23 protein-coding genes are annotated in these 17375 nt (G+C 43.6%); 8 read left to right on the top strand and 15 right to left on the bottom strand.

Translation table 11 applies throughout. The annotated features are described in order from the left end of the window. The first annotated feature begins 51 nt into the window (after positions 1 to 51). Positions 52 to 1296, top strand: coding sequence for a tetratricopeptide repeat protein (locus EWM62_RS02475; protein ID WP_129875049.1), 1245 nt, complete (start codon positions 52 to 54; stop codon positions 1294 to 1296). Between the two features lie 139 nt (positions 1297 to 1435). Here the strand turns inward: EWM62_RS02475 and EWM62_RS02470 are convergent, their stop codons facing one another. Further along, entirely contained in the window at positions 1436 to 2218 is a 783-nt protein-coding gene (locus EWM62_RS02470; protein ID WP_129875048.1) for an NIPSNAP family protein, read from the bottom strand. A 178-nt stretch (positions 2219 to 2396) separates the two neighbouring features. Between EWM62_RS02470 and EWM62_RS02465 the strand changes: the two genes are divergently transcribed. Next, positions 2397 to 3191, top strand: a complete 795-nt coding sequence (locus EWM62_RS02465) for an SDR family NAD(P)-dependent oxidoreductase (protein ID WP_129875047.1) — start codon at positions 2397 to 2399, stop codon at positions 3189 to 3191. A gap of 40 nt (positions 3192 to 3231) precedes the next feature. On the opposite strand, the gene EWM62_RS02460 is transcribed toward EWM62_RS02465, so the two are convergent. Continuing rightward, positions 3232 to 3444 (bottom strand): hypothetical protein, encoded by a 213-nt coding sequence (locus tag EWM62_RS02460; RefSeq protein WP_129875046.1) that lies wholly within the window; start codon positions 3442 to 3444, stop codon positions 3232 to 3234. Positions 3445 to 3572: 128 nt separating this feature from the next. Between EWM62_RS02460 and EWM62_RS02455 the strand changes: the two genes are divergently transcribed. From EWM62_RS02455 to EWM62_RS02440, 4 genes are read left to right on the top strand one after another with little or no spacing between them, the layout of a single operon-like run. After that, positions 3573 to 4049 carry a DUF4442 domain-containing protein gene (locus tag EWM62_RS02455; RefSeq protein WP_129875045.1) on the top strand — a complete coding sequence of 159 codons (477 nt, stop codon included), beginning with the start codon at positions 3573 to 3575 and terminating at the stop codon, positions 4047 to 4049. 4 nt (positions 4050 to 4053) lie between these two features. Beyond that, complete coding sequence (locus tag EWM62_RS02450; protein ID WP_203234964.1) at positions 4054 to 4509, top strand: GNAT family N-acetyltransferase; 456 nt, start codon at positions 4054 to 4056, stop codon at positions 4507 to 4509. A 12-nt stretch (positions 4510 to 4521) separates the two neighbouring features. Next, entirely contained in the window at positions 4522 to 5145 is a 624-nt protein-coding gene (locus EWM62_RS02445; protein WP_129875044.1) for an AlbA family DNA-binding domain-containing protein, read from the top strand. Positions 5146 to 5182: 37 nt separating this feature from the next. Further along, the gene (locus EWM62_RS02440; protein ID WP_129875043.1) at positions 5183 to 6556 is read left to right on the top strand and encodes an MATE family efflux transporter; all 1374 of its coding nucleotides are present in this window, start codon (positions 5183 to 5185) and stop codon (positions 6554 to 6556) included. Between the two features lie 144 nt (positions 6557 to 6700). Here the strand turns inward: EWM62_RS02440 and EWM62_RS02435 are convergent, their stop codons facing one another. From EWM62_RS02435 to EWM62_RS02405, 7 genes are read right to left on the bottom strand one after another with little or no spacing between them, the layout of a single operon-like run. Further along, positions 6701 to 7603, bottom strand: a complete 903-nt coding sequence (locus EWM62_RS02435; RefSeq protein ID WP_129875042.1) for a histone deacetylase family protein — start codon at positions 7601 to 7603, stop codon at positions 6701 to 6703. 3 nt (positions 7604 to 7606) lie between these two features. Continuing rightward, complete coding sequence (locus EWM62_RS02430) at positions 7607 to 8464, bottom strand: bestrophin family protein (protein WP_129875041.1); 858 nt, start codon at positions 8462 to 8464, stop codon at positions 7607 to 7609. A 5-nt stretch (positions 8465 to 8469) separates the two neighbouring features. Next, positions 8470 to 9756, bottom strand: coding sequence for a kynureninase (gene kynU, locus EWM62_RS02425; RefSeq protein WP_129875040.1), 1287 nt, complete (start codon positions 9754 to 9756; stop codon positions 8470 to 8472). Positions 9757 to 9800: 44 nt separating this feature from the next. Further along, complete coding sequence (locus EWM62_RS02420; protein WP_129875039.1) at positions 9801 to 10298, bottom strand: pyridoxamine 5'-phosphate oxidase family protein; 498 nt, start codon at positions 10296 to 10298, stop codon at positions 9801 to 9803. Between the two features lie 42 nt (positions 10299 to 10340). Beyond that, positions 10341 to 10943, bottom strand: coding sequence for a DNA-3-methyladenine glycosylase (locus EWM62_RS02415; RefSeq protein WP_129875038.1), 603 nt, complete (start codon positions 10941 to 10943; stop codon positions 10341 to 10343). Then, positions 10944 to 11594, bottom strand: coding sequence for an alpha/beta hydrolase (locus tag EWM62_RS02410; protein ID WP_129875037.1), 651 nt, complete (start codon positions 11592 to 11594; stop codon positions 10944 to 10946). After that, positions 11587 to 12069: a GAF domain-containing protein gene (locus EWM62_RS02405; RefSeq protein WP_129875036.1), complete on the bottom strand. Its 483-nt coding sequence runs from the start codon at positions 12067 to 12069 to the stop codon at positions 11587 to 11589. Before EWM62_RS02405 ends, EWM62_RS02410 begins: the two co-directional genes overlap by 8 nt. Positions 12070 to 12143: 74 nt before the next feature. Here EWM62_RS02405 and EWM62_RS02400 point away from each other — a divergent pair, with 74 nt between their 5' ends. Next, positions 12144 to 12857: a DUF3291 domain-containing protein gene (locus EWM62_RS02400; RefSeq protein ID WP_129875035.1), complete on the top strand. Its 714-nt coding sequence runs from the start codon at positions 12144 to 12146 to the stop codon at positions 12855 to 12857. After that, a complete protein-coding gene (locus EWM62_RS02395; protein WP_129875034.1) occupies positions 12854 to 13102 on the top strand; it encodes a hypothetical protein in 249 nt (82 codons plus the stop codon). Before EWM62_RS02400 ends, EWM62_RS02395 begins: the two co-directional genes overlap by 4 nt. Positions 13103 to 13409: 307 nt before the next feature. Here EWM62_RS02395 and EWM62_RS02390 read toward each other — a convergent pair whose 3' ends face one another. The 6 genes from EWM62_RS02390 to EWM62_RS02365 all read right to left on the bottom strand — a co-directional run bounded on the left by EWM62_RS02390 (position 13410) and on the right by EWM62_RS02365 (position 17370). Further along, on the bottom strand, positions 13410 to 14318 hold the full coding sequence (locus tag EWM62_RS02390) for an SAM hydrolase/SAM-dependent halogenase family protein (protein WP_203234963.1): 909 nt from the start codon (positions 14316 to 14318) through the stop codon (positions 13410 to 13412). Positions 14319 to 14371: 53 nt separating this feature from the next. Next, complete coding sequence (locus tag EWM62_RS02385) at positions 14372 to 14686, bottom strand: ferritin family protein (protein ID WP_129875032.1); 315 nt, start codon at positions 14684 to 14686, stop codon at positions 14372 to 14374. A gap of 54 nt (positions 14687 to 14740) precedes the next feature. Then, positions 14741 to 15631 (bottom strand): restriction endonuclease, encoded by an 891-nt coding sequence (locus EWM62_RS02380; protein WP_129875031.1) that lies wholly within the window; start codon positions 15629 to 15631, stop codon positions 14741 to 14743. 7 nt (positions 15632 to 15638) lie between these two features. Next, positions 15639 to 16655, bottom strand: coding sequence for a biotin synthase BioB (gene bioB / locus EWM62_RS02375; protein ID WP_129875030.1), 1017 nt, complete (start codon positions 16653 to 16655; stop codon positions 15639 to 15641). Positions 16656 to 16736: 81 nt separating this feature from the next. Next, positions 16737 to 17069 (bottom strand): HepT-like ribonuclease domain-containing protein, encoded by a 333-nt coding sequence (locus tag EWM62_RS02370; protein ID WP_129875029.1) that lies wholly within the window; start codon positions 17067 to 17069, stop codon positions 16737 to 16739. Continuing rightward, positions 17059 to 17370, bottom strand: coding sequence for a nucleotidyltransferase family protein (locus tag EWM62_RS02365; RefSeq protein WP_129875028.1), 312 nt, complete (start codon positions 17368 to 17370; stop codon positions 17059 to 17061). The genes EWM62_RS02370 and EWM62_RS02365 overlap by 11 nt, the downstream gene beginning before the upstream one ends. Positions 17371 to 17375 lie beyond the last annotated feature (5 nt).

Below are 17375 nucleotides of genomic sequence, written 5' to 3'. Positions count from 1 at the left end.
TAAAGGCATCTACTGCCGTAATTATTCATTACCAATTTAAAACAGTATCTGATGAAAATTAAATTCTTAATGGTGGGCATTTTAAGCCTCATATCTGCAACAACTTTTGCACAAAAAGATGTAAACACCGCGCAGACAGAATTCGAAAAATACGAAGGCTTAAGAACACAGCCCGCCTTAGCCATACCAAGCCTAAACAAAGCTAAAGAGGCTATTGATAAAGCTGTGGCAAACGCAAAAACAGCAAATTTACCTAAAACATATGCTGTAAAAGCTAATATATACGGTTCGCTTGCCGAGCTTGACACTGTAGCAACAACATCGTTACCTTTATTCACTGCAGCCGAAGAAGCTTTAAAAAAAGCAAAAGAATTAGATACCAAAGGCGAAAACAAAGCGCTTATTGATAATGCCAATATTTCTGTGGGCAGGTACCAGCTAAATAAAGGTGTAAAGGAATACCAGGCAGGTAAATACGATCTGGCGTATAAATCGTTTGATTCTTACCGCACTGTAATGCCCGAAGATACCAACGCCATACTTTACACAGGTTTAGCTGCATTAAATTCAAAAAACTATCCGGCAACCATTACAAATTACAACAAACTGCTTACAACAAAATATTCAAAAGTAGAGAGCGTGTACGGCGAGCTGGCTACCGTGTATTTAGCTAATAAAGATACAACCGGGGCATTAAAAACAGTTACCGATGGCCTTGTAAAATACCCGAACAATGTTGACCTAAGAAGGACCGAAATTGAGATAAGCCTGCAACAGGGTAAACAAAAAGAAGTACTTGATAAAATTTTAAGCGCCATTGCAAACGATCCTAAGAACAAAGATCTATATTATTACGCTGGTTTAGTTTACTCGCAAGTGGGTGATGCCGCTGCACAAAAAATAGCTAAAGCTACCGCAGCATCAAAAGCAGCCTTGCAAGCAGAGAAGGATCAGAATTTTCAAAAAGCGGCCGAAATGTATAAAAAAGCGATTGAAATTGACGCCAATTATTTCGAGGCTAACTTAAACTTAGGTTACGTAATAATTTCGCCTGCAATTGATGCTTACAACGCGGCTAATAAATTGCCCGCAAACCAGCAGAAAGCTTACGAAGCAGCGATGGCCAAAGCCAACGCACAGTTCGACCTGGCAAAACCATATTTATTAAAAGCGGTAGAACTTAACCCAAAATCGTACGACGCGCTGAATAACCTGCTTACTTATTACAAAGGCAAAAAGGATACAGCAAACATCACCAAGCTAAATGCACAAATAAACGCGTTACCTAAAAACTAATCCCGATAGGGGCGTAAAATATTAAAGCCCGCTTATCGGCGGGCTTTAATATAAAACCATTACTTAACATAATGTTAATTATGAGATTAATCAATAAAGCTAATTATGACGATATGCGCCATAATGGTGTCCTGAAAAATTATACTTGCGAATATGCTGTAGGAACTAAAAATGTGTTCCTGATCTTCGAAATGGTATTTGCATACTCGGGATTAGCTACTAATTTTTTCCATTCGGGGTCGGTAACAAAAGCTGCCCATCCTTTTTTACGTTCGTCCATATTTGGGCAAGTTATCATGTAGGTTAAACGCGGCTGTTTATCACCTGCAATTACTTCACCACAAAACACGGGGTTCAATTTAGCCCTGTTAAATATCGGAAACTCCCCATCATGGAACATTTTAATTTTTCTGCGTACCGCATCTTCGCTGTAGCCTTCGTATGTTCTTAATTCAAACATCCGGGCTTCGTTTGCCGGGACAACCATTGCAGGAAAACCATCAAAAGCAAGCATTAACGTAGATGCAAAACGGCTGTAGATAGCTTTATCTGCCGGTATGCTGTTATACGCTACGCTGTTTTTAATATAATCTGCATCGGCTTTTACTTTGGTATTTACCGAAAGATAATTGTCAAGAGACGAATATGGCGTGAGTAAATAAAATTTAGCCGGATCGGTTGGGTTCCATTCTTTGAAAACACCAACGGTTTTTACGCCATACTTATTTAATGCAGGGATAAGCGCCATTTTAAAATAGTTTTCAAGCTGTGCCTGGTCAATACCAAAGTTCATTTCATATTCGCGCAATTCATATATTTCTTTTTGTATTGAATATTGAGCGCCCGCTATTGCGGGGGTATTGGCTACAGCAATACCGGCAGTAACCGCGAGCGAAGATTGGAGGAATTTCCTGCGTTGCATACTAATTAGGTTTTAAGGGTTGTACCAAATAAAGTTACATATTATATGTCATTCTTCTAAATTGTCTGATACAAGCCATATACGTGTATCATTGTCAGTATTGAAACATCTTTGGGTTTACGCCGGTAATTATTATTGCATATTTAGCTAAACTTACCTTAAATTTAATTACACCAAAATGGATTTAAAATTAAAAGATAAAACAGCTTTGGTAACCAGTTCAACAGCCGGCATTGGCAATGCAATTGCCCGGTCATTAGCCGCCGAAGGTGCTGTAGTATATATTAATGGCCGCGATCAAACCAAGGTTAACCAGGTGGTTGAAAAACTAATAGCTGAAACCGGCAATACAAACATTAACGGCATTGCTGCAGATTTTTCTGATAAGCAGCAGGTAGACGCGCTATTAAATAAATTACCGGAGGTTGATATACTGGTGAATAACGTTGGTATATTTGAGCCAAAGGAATTTAAAACTATTACAGACGAAGACTGGCTGAAGTTTTTTGAGGTGAACGTTTTAAGCGGCGTGCGCCTGGCCCGTGTTTATTTTGATAAAATGCTGGCTAAAAACTGGGGCCGCATAATCTTCATTTCAAGCGAATCGGCTGTACAGATCCCTGCCGAAATGATCCATTACGGCATGACCAAAACCGCGCAGATTGCCATAGCCCGTGGTTTGGCCGAGCTTACGGTGGGCACCAGTGTTACGGTTAACTCTGTATTGCCCGGCCCTACGTTTTCAGAAGGTGTTGGTGACTTTATGAAGGCTTTAGCCGCCGACCAGGGAAAAACCGACGCGGAGATGGAGAAGGAATTCTTCACCAATATGCGCGGTACATCGTTAATTAAACGCTTTATTGATCCGGCAGAAATTGCCAGCATGGTTACTTACATAGCCAGCCCGTTATCATCGGCTACAAATGGCGCTGTTTTACGTACCGATGGCGGGGTTATTAAAACCGCGTTTTAACAAAAAGCCCAAACTTTTTAGTTTGGGCTTTTTTAACCAATTACATTGGTTTTTTAGTGGTATCTTTTGTTGTGGTATCTCTCGCCATCGAATCAGTTTTGGTACTGTCAGTTGCGGCCGGCGTAGCCATAGTAGCTGTCGAATCAGTCATTGTGCTATCAGAACCACCTGTTTTTTTCTCGGAACTACAACTTGCTGCTATTGAACCGATCATCGTCGCGACTAACGCGAAACTTAAAAATTGCTTTTTCATAATAGATATAAGTTTGAATTTGTGTTATTAGTTATTAGTACTTTACAACGGCCTAATACTTAATTTGTTTCTTAAAGTTTACTTTAATGAGCAAAGTTTATTCCAAAAAATGCTGATATTTAGCGGTAATGGTAGTATCAGAGAGTACCTTAAAATGGATAATGCGCCTCTACCCTCCCCTTTTGTTTCAGCGGATCTGGGTGGCAGGGTTCGACAAGGGCTTTAGGGGCGTAAAAGTGAAGATCTTTAAAAGTGTGCTCAATAAAAACTATAACGGGTCGATATTTGGGGGGACGATATTTGCCGCTGCCGATCCGTTTTACCCCGTACTGTTCGACAGGATATTGAGTTCTCCCGAAAGGAAATTACGTATTTGGTCAAAATCATCCAGGATCGATTTTTTGAAGCCCGCCCTATCAAGCCTGTCGTTCAAAATTATTCTGAGCGACGCTGATATCGACCTGGTTATACAAACATTAAACACTACCGGCAAGTACGAAAACAGCTTCCCGATAGATATATATAATAATAACAACGAGGTATGCGTATCCCTGATGAACGAAGTGTATATACGCGACCTTAATTTTATACCTGCAACTATCTAACACAATGGCAGTATTTATGAACGATGAAGCCTTTACAAAAAAGGGCTTCCTGATCTCTACCGATAAAGCTTTGCTCGATTTTGATGTGATATTTAATTATCTTGACCGGGAATCGTACTGGGCAAAGAACATTGCACCACAGCGGTTACAAACCGCCATTGAAGGCTCGTTATGCTTTGGTGTGTATAAAGATGGGAATCAGGTTGGGTTTGCACGCATAATATCGGATATGGCTACGTTTGCTTATTTATGCGATGTGTTTATATTACCGGCTTACCAGGGTGCCGGCCTGTCTAAATGGATGATGCAAACCATTATGGCATATCCGGGGTTGCAAGGCTTGCGGCGATGGTCGTTAGCAACGCTGGATGCACAGGGTTTATACAAACAATTTGGGTTTACACCGTTAACTAATCCCGAGCAATGGATGCAAATTTTTACGCCCTACAAAGCGGAATAACAAGGATTTGAAATGAATTTAAAGCGACAGATTTTTGAGGGCGAAGGCGTATCACTTGATTTTAAGAAAACCATTACCAGCTGCGAAAAGATAGCCAAAACCATGGTATCGTTCGCTAATAACGTTGGTGGAAGGCTACTGATCGGTGTGCTGGATGATGGCACCATAAAAGGCGTAAAAGCCGAAGACGAGGAGCGTTACATGATAACCAAAGCGGCGCATTTTTTTACCCGCCCTGCCCTTGAACCTGTTTTTGAGGAGGTTTATTTTGATGATAAGCTGGTACTGATCGTAGATATCCCCGAAAGCGGGGAAAAACCCCACTACTCGCTTGCGGAGGATGGCAAATGGTGGGTTTACATCCGCATAAAGGATAAAAGCGTGCTGGCCAGCAAAGTGGTGGTTGATGTGCTTAAACGCTCGGCTGATGACAAAGGCGTGCTGATAGAGTACTCGTCGAAAGAGAAAGCCCTGCTGGAGCACCTGGAGAAAGAAGAACGCATCACTGTAAAAGAGTTTTGTACTTTATTAAACATCGGCCGCAGGCGCGCGCAGCGGATACTGGTTGACCTGGTACTTTCGGGCATCCTGCGGGTACACACCACAGAAAAAGAAGAGTTTTACACAGCCTCCTGATTTAACAGGCTATTCGTTACTTTTGCCTCCCCGCTTAATGAAAGCCCTCTACCAAAAATATCAACCTTATTACCGCGATAGCCTGAAACTGGCCATACCGGTTGTGATATCGCAATTAGGCCATACATTGGTGCAGATCTCCGATTCGGTTATTGTAGGCCACTTTGCAGGCACCACCGCTTTGGCAGCTGTTTCAATGGTTAACAGTATTTTTTTGGTACCGCTCGTTATCGGCCTGGGCATAAGCTATGGCATAACACCGTTGATAGCCCAGCATAACGGGCGGCAGAATTACGACGAGTGCGGCAGGCTGCTTTCCAACAGCTTTTTCCTGAATGTTATTACCGGCGTAGCGCTGTTTTGCGGAATTTATTTCGGTACTATCTTGTTTATCGATAAACTGCATCAGTCGCCCCAGGTAGTTGTGCAGGCTAAACCCTATTTGTTCCTGCTTAGTTTATCGCTTATCCCCTTGCTGATTTTTAACACCTTTAAGCAATTTGCCGAGGGCTTGGGCTTTACCAAACAAGCTATGCTGATATCCATTTGGGGAAATGTACTCAATATCGTTTTAGGGGTGATATTTGTAAAAGGGCTTTTTGGTATTAGCCCCATGGGGATAAAAGGTGTTGGCTACAGCACCCTTATCGATCGCAGCGTTATGGCCGTTGTAATGGCAATATACGTGCTGCGCTCCCCTATCTTTAAAAAATACCTTAAGGATTTTGCCATCAGGAATATCGACCGTATACGCGGTTTACAGTTACTAAAAATAGGCACACCGGTTGCCATGCAGTATGTATTTGAGGTGGGCGCATTTGGCGGCGCAGCACTTATGATAGGCAGTATTGGCATGGTTGAACAAGCAGCCCACCAGGTTGCCATCAGCCTTGCTTCCATGACGTATATGATGGCCAGCGGCATTTCGGCAGCCGCTGCAATACGCTCGGGTAATTATTTTGGATCGGGTAATCACCGCGAACTGAGGTTGTCAGCCATCTCTAATTACCATATTGTTATTGTTTTTATGAGTTGTACGGCCATTATTTTTACCTTATTCAACCATCTGTTACCGTGGATATATACTTCAGATAAGAGCGTTATACATATTGCAGAACAGCTACTTATCATAGCAGCTTTCTTCCAGTTGTTTGATGGTACGCAGGTTGTTGGCCTTGGCGTGTTGCGCGGTATGGGCGATGTAAATATGCCTACGTTACTAACCTTTATTTCCTACTGGATAATTGGTTTGCCGGTTGCTTACCTGCTGGGCATCTATTTTAATTTAGGTGTGATGGGTGTTTGGTATGGTTTGGTTTTGGGGTTAATGGCCTCGTCCATTATGCTGTTCCTGCGTTTTCAAAAGATCAGCAAAAGCAATAATTTGATTATTGTGGATGATGTGGGATAGCCCTATCAAACTCCCTCCCTTGGGAGGGGCGCGATGGATTGTGTAGTGGCGGGGAGGGGTTTATACGCAAAGCATGGCGCATAAACCCCTCCCTACACCCTCCCGTTGGGAGGGAATCGCACCGCCCAGTGCTTTTATATAATATCAAAAATACAGATCGTTAGCTACCCTATAGGTATTGCAATGCGCTTCTACGATATCCTTAATTTGCGGCGAGTAGCCACCGCCCATGCTTACCTGCACCGGGATATTTCTTGATCTGCATTGCTCCAATACAAACCTGTCGCGGGCTTTGCAGGCCTCTTTAGAGAGGGCCAGCTTGCCCAATTTATCAGATGCCAGTACATCCACACCTGCCAGGTAAAATATAAAATCGGGCTGGTGATTGTCAATTATGCCCGGCAAATTATCCTTAAGCAAACTTAAATACTCTTCGTCGGCTATACCATCCGGCAAGGGTATGTCAAGGTCCGACCGCTCCTTCCGGAACGGGAAATTCTTATCGCCATGCATCGAAAAGGTGAACACACGGGGCTCGTCCTCAAAGATCTGCGCGGTGCCGTTGCCTTGGTGAACATCTAAATCAATGATTAAGATAGCATGGGCTAAATTATTAGCTAACAAATAATTAGCTGCTATCGCCTGGTCGTTAAGCATGCAAAAACCTTCGCCCCAGTTGCTGCCGGCATGGTGGGTGCCGCCGGCCACGTTAAAGGCAATACCATAATCAAAAGCATACCGGCATCCATCGATAGTGCCCTGCGCGATGCGTACCTCGCGTTCTACCAATTGTGCTGATAACGGGAAACCGATGCGCCGCTGTTCTTTGGGCGGCAAGGTCAGATCGCGAAGCTGTTGCCAGTAACCGGCATCGTGCGTTAATAGCATAGTAACTTCGTCTACAGGTTGGGGCGAGAAAAGATTACCGGCAGTGATGATACCCTCATGGAGTAACTGTGCCGGTATCAGCTCGTATTTAAGCATCGGGAAACGGTGGCCCGGTGGCAAGGGGTGCGCATAAATAGGGTCGTAAGCAATTTTAAGCATCCTTTACTCGGCAAAGATCTCGGCAACGTGTTTTTGGATATTATTGCAAATGTTATCCAATGGCAGGTCGTTTGCGTCGTTACCAAAGGGATCTTCTATCTCTTCCGCTATCAGCTCGATACTGGCGAACACAAACAATATGAAACCGATTATCGGCATAATGAAATACTTGAGGTCGAAAGCCCAGGTAAAGGGCAAGGTCATGATGTAAGTAAAGATGAACTTTTTGATAAACACGCTGTACGAAAAAGGTATTGGTGTGTTTTTAATCCGCTCGCAGCCGCCGCAAATATCTGTGAACGAGGTAATTTCGGCGGTTATACTCACCAATTGTTCGGGGTTTATCTGCCCTTCCTTATTTAAACGGTAAACGTTTTTGATAATGGCCGACGCTATTTGGTTAGGCACGTGCTTATGGCCATCTGTAACTACAATGGCCTGGTCTTCCGGCTCGTAAGTGCCGCGTAAATGGTTTTTTAAGGCCCGTGCGTAAAGCGGTATGGCGTAATTAAAAAACCCTGCCTCTTTCGCGTCAACCAAATGCTTTAGTTTCATGGCCAGGTTGCGGCTGTTATTGGTAAGGCTGCCCCAGATCTTGCGGCCCTCCCACCAACGGTCGTAGGCCGAGTTAATACGGAATGCCAGCAGTAACGAAAACACAAAACCAATGGTTTGATGCACATAGATAACCTTGCGCAGCATGCTGGTTTCTGATACTTGCCAGTAATCTATCAGTAAAAAAGTAATCACACCCGCGTAAACACTAACGCAAATCATCAGCGGGAACAGTTCGCGCAGGGTATCGGCCTTGTTAAACCTGAATATGAGCGAGAACCAGCTCTTGGGGTTGTAGTATATCATTTGTATTATTTAACAGCGTCAAGGGCTTTAAAAAGGCTTTCAGCGGCTTGGTAAACGTCGGCATACGAATTATAAAGCGGCACCGGGCTCAGCCTTATCACATCAGGTTCGCGCCAATCGCCTACAACATCGTTAGCGGCAAGGTAATTGAATATGGCTTTTGCATCGCGCCTGCACACTATCGAAAGCTGGCAGCCGCGCTGTGTTTTATCTGCCGGGGTGATAATGCTATACACCTCTTCGCCATATTTTTTATTTACTTCCCCAATTAAATATTCAAGGTAGCCGGTAAGCGTTTCGCTTTTGGCGCGCAGGGCCTGTAAACCGCCGGCCTTTTCGAATATATCCAGCGATGCCTTGTGCAAGGCCATTAAAAGGATGGGGCTGGTGCTCACGTTCCACCCCTCCGCCCCGTTCTCAGGCTCGAAACCGGGCGCCATCAAAAATTGTTTGTCCCTGCGGTAGCCCCACCAGCCCGCAAAGCGGTTCAGGCTTTTATCGCCAAAATGCTTTTCGTGCACAAATATGCCGCTGATACCACCGGGGCCCGAGTTCATGTACTTATACGAACACCAGCAGGCAAAATCAGCATCCCATTCGTGGAGTTTTAGGGGTACATTCCCGGCGGCATGTGCCAGATCGAACCCAACAACCGCGCCTATGGCGTGCCCGGCTTTGGCAATGGCCTCCAGATCGAAGAACTGCCCGGTATAATAGTTTATCCCGCTGAATAGTACCAGCGCAAGTTCATTGGCGTTATCGGCTATGCTTTTCAGGATGTCTTCGGTACGTAAAGTGGTTTCCCCGGCACGTGGGGCTACCTCGACGATGGCATCCTTAGGGTCGAAACCGTGGAAATGCGCCTGGCTTTCTACGGCATATTGATCTGATGGAAAAGCGCCAGCTTCCATCAATATTTTATAACGTTTAGCTGTTGGTTTGTAGAAACTTACCATCAGCAAATGAAGGTTTACTGTAAGTGAGTTCATTACCGTTATCTCGGTTTGTTTAGCGCCTAAAATACCGGATAATGGCGCAAGTAAAGCCTTGTGATATTTAAGCCAGGGCTCGTCGCCCATAAACCAGCCCTCAACCGCGTTATCTTCCCAGGCGTTAAGCTGATCCTGTATGTATTTCTTAGCCGAACGTGGCTGTAAGCCTAATGAGTTGCCGCATAAGTAAACCGCGTCGTGCCCGTTATGCTTCGGCATTAAAAACTCATTGCGGAAACTTTTTAAAGTGTCCTGTTCGTCCAACTGAAGCGCGAATTGTAAGGTATCCTGGTAAATCATCACCCAATATTACAAAAAAGGCGGATGATACATCCGCCCGAATCTTATAAATCTATTTTTCCGTGTTTACCCTCGTCGTACTGCTTACCGGTAAGGGTTGCTTTAAGCATGTTAAACAATACCACCATATTGCTGCTGCTGCTGTCCCAGTACTCGGCATCGGTAGGTGTTACTTTTAACAGGGTAAGTTTAGGATCATCCAAACCCGCAGGGAAGAAAGCTTGTATGAACGGGTTCCATAATTCTTTCATTTTTGCCTTATCATCCACTACCGAAGCTTCGGCAACAATGCTTAAGTAGGTGTGATTTTTTACATCCGAGTAGGTTAACGATACGGTGTTCTCTACCGAGATCTCACTTACCTTGGGTGAATACTCATTTGTAAAGAACCAGATGTTCCCTTCGTTATCCACATCGGCAGTACCCATAGGCCTGCTGTTAAACCCTTTATCGGCGTTATAAGTAGTGAGCATGGCTGTTTTCACCTCGTTCACTTTATCTTTAAAATATTTTAAGCTTTCCGCTTTCGACCAATTGCTCATAGTGTATTTATCAATTAACTGACCAATAAACCAACAAGCAAATTATTTGTTGGGCTTGCTTACATAAATATTTCCACGCACATAAAAGCGGTATGGCAGCAAAGCATCCTCACCTGCATAATCAACCCCAATACGCGGGCCGGCGGCAACTTCTTCGTCCGGGAAGGTAAGCCCCCTGTCCTCTATCCATATCACATCGCTTTGCAAACTCATAGCGTTTATCTTACGGGATATGCCCAGCGCTTTGGCTACAGAGCCGGGGCCTTTGGTGATGTTGGGTTTTAGCTTATCCATGTTGCGCCTCAGCATCATCATATCCAAGCCTTCAGCAGGTTGTATGGCCCTTATTAAAATGGCATGCGGTTGTCCTTCTTCCGATACCACCACGTTAAACATCTCGTGGATGCCATAGCACAGGTAAACATAACTTACCCCACCCTGCATGTACATGGTTTGGGTGCGTGGTGTCATCCGCCCGCCATACGAGTGCGCGGCCCTGTCAATAACGCCAGCATAAGCCTCTGTTTCAACAATATATCCACCGGTAAATTCACCATCAATATTGGTGAACAGGTATTTGCCTATCAAATCGCGGCTTAGGGCAACAACATCCGGGCTGTGATAATAGGTTTCGGGGAGTTTCATTTACTTCAGAATGTCAGCCAATAACGAATTTATCTCAGCTGCCTTATCAAACACCATAATGTGTGTGCCGCCTTTTATAACCGCTGTGGGGTTTTTAATGTTTTTATATGGGAAAACAAGATCCTTATCGCCGATGATGTGATAACAATTATCAGGTATTTTGTCGTTTCGCCAATTTAGCGCGGCCTGTGCCCCCCATTTTAAAAATTCGGGCGTTGAGTTTTTAAGCATGCTTTTAATGGTTTCAGCATCTTCAGATGCTAATCCGCGCATAATTGGCTTTACAAACGCGCCGAGTTTAGTGATCAGTTTAGCGGGCGTAAGTTCATATACAGGCAGCTTCCTGAAGATCTTAAAATACCAGGGCGCTTCGCTGTCAGTTTTTATGGTAGAGGTAAGCAGTACCATATCCAGTCGCACTTGTTTGGCAATTTCGACGGCTATCATACCCCCAAGGGAATCGCCCCAAACGATATCACAATTACTTATATTATATTGTAATACAATCTTTTCAGCATAATTACTTAAAGTGTCTTTTTTATTAGGAACGATGATGTGGGTTGGTATTTTCTCATACCCATCCGGCAGTAAAATATACTTGAATATCCTGCTATCAGCACCCAAGCCCGATATAAAATAAACCTTACGCATTAAACCTGATGAGGTTTATTACCTGCGCAAGATAGTTGGCATCTATTTCATCAAACGCATTTAATTCCGAGCTATCCACATCCAATACCCCGATAACTTCGCCATGCGAAAACAAAGGCAGCACAATCTCTGACCGGGATAACGAGCTGCAGGCAATATGCCCCGGAAATTCATCAACATTGGGCACAATTAAAGTTTCGGCCTGCTGCCATGCCGTGCCGCAAACACCGCGGCCTTTGGCAATACGCGTACAAGCTACAGGTCCCTGGAAAGGTCCAAGCACCAGTTCGTCCTGTTTTATTAGGTAAAACCCAACCCAAAACCATTTAAACTGTTCCTTTAATGCTGCTGCGATATTGGCCAGATTAGCCACCAGGTCGGTTTCGCCGTAAAGCAGCGCTTCTATTTGTGGAATGAGCGATCGGTACTGCTCCTCTTTATCGGTTGATGCGGTTATTTGTAAATCCTCTGCCATAAAGCAAAAGTAACGATGCGGTGTTGAAAGTAAATAAGCTAAATCTCATATTTAATATTTTATTTTCGCAGGGAATGATCGTCAGCCTCACCATAGTGCGTTACCGTAAAGCATTTGTGCCTTTTGCCCTGCTGGCCATGGCCGTACACCGTATACCAATGTGTTTACAGGATGGCTGTACGTTTTGGAAATTATTGGGCAGCGGCCGCAACGGCACATTTGACCTGCAACCCGACTGGCAACAATGGGGCTTATTGGCCGTTTGGAACGATAGAGAGGCTTACGATAAGTTCGCTGCAACTTCTGTGGTGAGCAAATGGTGGAAAGCATTAGGCACTGAAAGCTGGACATTACTCTGCGAACCTATGCAAAGCCATGGCAAATGGGACGGTAAAGAGCCATTTGGCAACCCCAACAACGCAATTACTTGTGGACGGATAGCAGTACTTACCCGCGCTACCATTAAAATGAGCAGACTGAAGAATTTTTGGAGCCATGTAGATGAAGTTGCAAACCTGATGACAGGCGCACCGGGGTACATCACATCCTTGGGTGTGGGCGAAGCGCCGGTTTACCGGCAGGCGACCTTCTCGATATGGGAAAGTTTGGAAGATATGAAGGCCTTTGCCTATGGTAGTAAACAACATGCCGAAGTGATCAAAAAAACACGAAGCGAGGGCTGGTACAGCGAGGAGCTTTTCGCGCGGTTCCGGATCATAGAAAGCATCGGAACATTAAACGGAAAAGACCCTTTAGCGGGACCGGATAAAACAGAAACAACATCATGAGAATAATTGCAGAACTACCCCACCCTGAGTTTAAGATCTCTATACTGAATATGAACCAAAAGTTTATTGTGAAGATAGAGAAGGGTACCCTTGAGCAGAGTTATAAGATACCTGAAATGGATTTGACAGAAGGTGTGAACAGCGTGTTCGAGTTGCTTGACGAGAAGTTTTTAAAGACTGTATCCAGCCGTTTTGCTGAAATGGGAAAAGACTTCAGGGAAAGCTATTACAGGTACAACTATTAGTAGATGTAAACTTCATAACCTATTGTAAAATAATAAGTTATGAATTAACAAAATTGTACACAAAATTATATTTGGTACCCATCTAAGTATAAACCTATAATTTTGCAGCCATACAATAATTATCATCACGAATTAAGAATTGATATGATCTTCTTAAATAACTGATAATTAATTATTTATACACATTATTCAGATGTAAACAGAATTATATTTGGTGTTAAAAAGGGTCGATATTAAGGTAATTATATACCACCACAACCCTATGAATCCTTTTTTACAATAACAGGAATTATTTGACTTGCTATAACTATTGCACTGTTTTACTTACCTCCACACTCCACTCGCTCCCACTGCCAATTTTATAAGTATCGGCGAAGCTGCCCATGTTTAGCGCGAATGATAATTGCATCAGGCTGTTAAGATATACAAGCGGCTTACCCTGCGGTACGCTGCCAAATGTTTCGCTGTATGGCGCGTCGCTTTCGTGTACAAGTAAGCCTTGGTTAAAGATCTTCAGGTGCAGCACTTCACCGTATTTTGGGGCGAGCTTTTTAACCAGGCTTTGGTCGATATCTGTCCAGATGTTGCCATATTGTACATCGTGAATATCAATGGTGCCTTTTAGCTTGCCGCCTTCAAAAACCGACTTCTGATAAGGAATGCTTACTACTTGCTTTGGCAGCTCCGGCCCTACCTGCTCAAAGGGGATCACCCCTGCTGCCAGGCGGGCGGCAGTGTACGAATAAACATCGCGACCGTGAAACGTAAAGGAGTTGCCTGATGTGGGGCGGCGGTTAACTTTTTCGTCTATCTCGCGGAGGCCGGCAATTCCGTACGTTTCGGCGACCAGCGTTAAGGTGCCGTTATCGGGTGTTACAATAAACTGGCCGGTTTGGGTTTTAAGCACTACCGATTTACGCGCCGTGCCCACACTGGGGTCAACTACCGAAACAAACACTGTTCCCTTTGGCCAGTAGCTTACGGTTTGGAACAGGCGGTACGATGCCTCCCAGATGTTGTAGGCAGGGATCTCGTGCGTAAGGTCGTACAGTTTCAGATCTGGCGATACGCCGATGGCCACCCCTTTCATTTCAGATACAGCGCCATCCTTCAACCCAAAATCCGACTGGTAAACGACGATCTTATTTTGCGCGAAGCATACACCAATGCCGGACAGCATCAGCGTAAATGTTAAGGTTTTTAAGGTTTTATTCATAACAACTCGCATCCGCCTTAAAAGTGACAGATAGCGGGTTGAAAATAAAAAAATTATTCCGAAGCTTCTTCGCCCTTTTCGCCAAGCTCTACAATATCGCCTTTCTTAAATAAAATAGCCTGCAGGGTTTCGCGCCATTTTGGTTTTTTGCGCAGCAAAAATTCCAGGTCCATGCCAAAGTGTTTAAACTCTTCGTGCTGGGCGTTCTCCATAATTGCTTTTGCCTGTTTGTCTTTCTCTACCGAGATGCGCTGCTCGTACCAGTTGATGGCCTCGGCTTCTTCGCCCAGGGATACGATCATGCGTACAAAAGTGCGGGTTTCCTGGGATAGCTCCTCAGGTGGTTCGTGGTATTGGTCAAATGCCATAACGTTTAGTTTTTGTATAAAAGAAACGTTATGGCATTTTTGTTTTAGGTTTCGCTATAGATTAGTAAACCAATCGTTTTTAATTTCTACAACTTCAATAAGCTTAGTTTCTACGCCAAGTTTAAGCTCTTTTAATTTATCACAAAGAAGTTCACCATCTATTAAATCAATCGGTGGTGCACCATCTCTCGTTGCTTCTTTTATAGCCTCTTTCGTAAATGTTCCGGTGGTAATTATAAGACCTTTATCTGCGCGACCTTGCATCGCGCCTCTAAAATCTCTTACTTGACTTGGAGAAACCGATCCTTTATATCGTTTACATTGAAAAATCACATGAAAACTTAATAAGCCGCTTACCCTCACAATACCTTTGCCATCAATGCCGCCGTCCCCGACCTTACCTGTAACCTCAACCTGTGAAAATCCGCTTTCGCGCAGAATTCTTTGGGCTAATCTTTCAAAAGCAGCAGGAGAAATTTTATATAGAACTTCAAGTAAATTATCCTTCCAAACCTCTGTATTTTCTACTTCTACCTCAACTTCTTTTTGAACCTTAGCATTAGACGAACTGATTTCATTTCCTTTTTCGAGTTTGTCAACTGTCGATTGTTCTCGAACATATCTTACGATTTCGTTTGTATCAAGGTTAGCAGTATCAATATCAGCTTTTAATAATGCCCAAATTCCGCGAGAAGAATTTTCAAGTAGACCGAATTTCTTTAAATAAGTTTTACTCCATGCGAGTCGATAATCAACTTCTTTTCGTGTGTCACTTTCACCATGAGGTATTTGCAAAACCGCTTCAGGAATTTTAGCTATTTCATATACAAGATTATTAATTTCTTCAACGGATCCAGATCCCCCTAATTTTACTAAAGCTTTTACAGTAGGAACCAATAGTTCATCAAAGGACGGGACAGTAAGAGCATATTTCTTCCTTGCCATTATGTTATTATATCACCTCGTTAATGCTCATTTCCTTAATTTCTTTGGAAACGTTGGGGCGACCGTTCTTAAACGCTTTGCGCGGTGTTAAGCCCAGCAACTGGAACATGGCCATATCCTCATCAAATGATGGGTTTGGTGTGGTCAGTAATTTTTCGCCGGCGAAGATGGAGTTGGCGCCTGCCATAAAGCACATGGCCTGTTCAACGGTGCTCATTTCGGTACGGCCTGCAGAAAGCCTTACAACCGTTTTTGGCATAATGATACGGGCGGTAGCAATCATCCTTACCATATCCCAAACCGAAACGCGTGGCTGCTCGGCCAGCGGTGTGCCCTGTACCGGCACTAACGCGTTGATTGGCACAGATTCGGGGTGTTTTGGCATATTGGATAATGTTTTCAGCATCGAGATACGGTCTTGCGCGGTTTCGCCAAGGCCGATAATACCGCCGCTGCAAACCGAGATCTTTGCCTTACGAACATGGTCAAGCGTTTGTAGGCGGTCGTCATAAGTACGGGTGGTAATGATACGCTTATAATCATCTTCAGAGGTATCTAAATTGTGGTTATAAGCATACAGGCCTGCATCGGCCAAACGTTGCGCCTGGCTCTCGGTAAGCATGCCTAGCGTGCAGCAAACTTCCATATCCATGGCATTTACGGCTTTTACCATGTCAATAACCTTGTCAAAGTCGCGGTTGTCGCGTACCTCGCGCCATGCCGCGCCCATGCATAAACGCGAAGCGCCGCCATTCTTAGCTTTTTGTGCTACCGCGATAACTTCTTCCTTAGGCATAATGGCATGCACATCAACGCCGGTGTTGTAACGTGCCGCCTGCGGGCAGTAAGCGCAATCTTCGGGGCAGCCGCCGGTTTTAATAGAAATAAGCGAACTTATCTGCACCTCGGCATAATCCTCGTTCTCGCGGTGTATGGTAGCCGCCCTAAATATCAGGTCGAGCAGTGGTGAGTGGTATATTTTCGAGATCTCTTCTTGCGTCCAGTCGTATCTTACTTCGGTCATTAATTCAAGTTTTAGTTATAATTATAAGCTATTAATAAACTGCCTCAGTTAATTAATAGAATTTTAGTATCGTGTATATATTTAATTTAAAAGTTTTTCAACTTCGTTTTTTAACAAAGGCAAATGGTTAACTACTATATTCCAAATCTGAACTAATTGAATCTCATCATAACCGTGAATGATCTTATTCCTGGCATCAACCATTCTTCTGGCGCTGGTTATAGCTATTTCAGGATTTATTTTAAGTAGATTATTTACAGCTTCCCCAATAATTTCAATATTTCTTTCTACTGCCTGCTGAAGCATTAAGTTACTTTCAAAAGCCGAATAGACCTTCTTTCCGCCGATAAAGTTCTCAATATTTTCCACGCAGCTTAATATATCAAACAGATATTTTTTAACCTCACGCTGCATATATCAATTGCTTTTTTTCATTTATCTCTTCAATAAAAAAGGGGTTTTTTAGCGAACCTTCAACTAAAATATCCACTTCTCTTTCAAATAATGCTCTTAATTTATCATGTATATCCCAGCAAATTTCACCCTTTTTAAGCGGTTCTAATTCATCGTCAAAACCTATTAATAGGTCAATATCACTATTCTCATTAAAATTATCGCTTACTACGGAACCAAAGGCATATGCAGATTTTATCCCTTGAGCTTTTAATATTCCTAAAACCGCAGGCAATTGTGCTTTAAAAGTTGGATGTAACATTCAAT

Origin of the sequence: Mucilaginibacter terrigena, assembly GCF_004168255.1 — a bacterium.
In the GTDB taxonomy this organism is placed as follows: Bacteria; Bacteroidota; Bacteroidia; order Sphingobacteriales; family Sphingobacteriaceae; genus Mucilaginibacter; species Mucilaginibacter terrigena.
The sequence above is the reverse complement of the archived record's forward strand: the minus strand, read 5'-3'. Positions and strand labels throughout refer to the sequence as shown.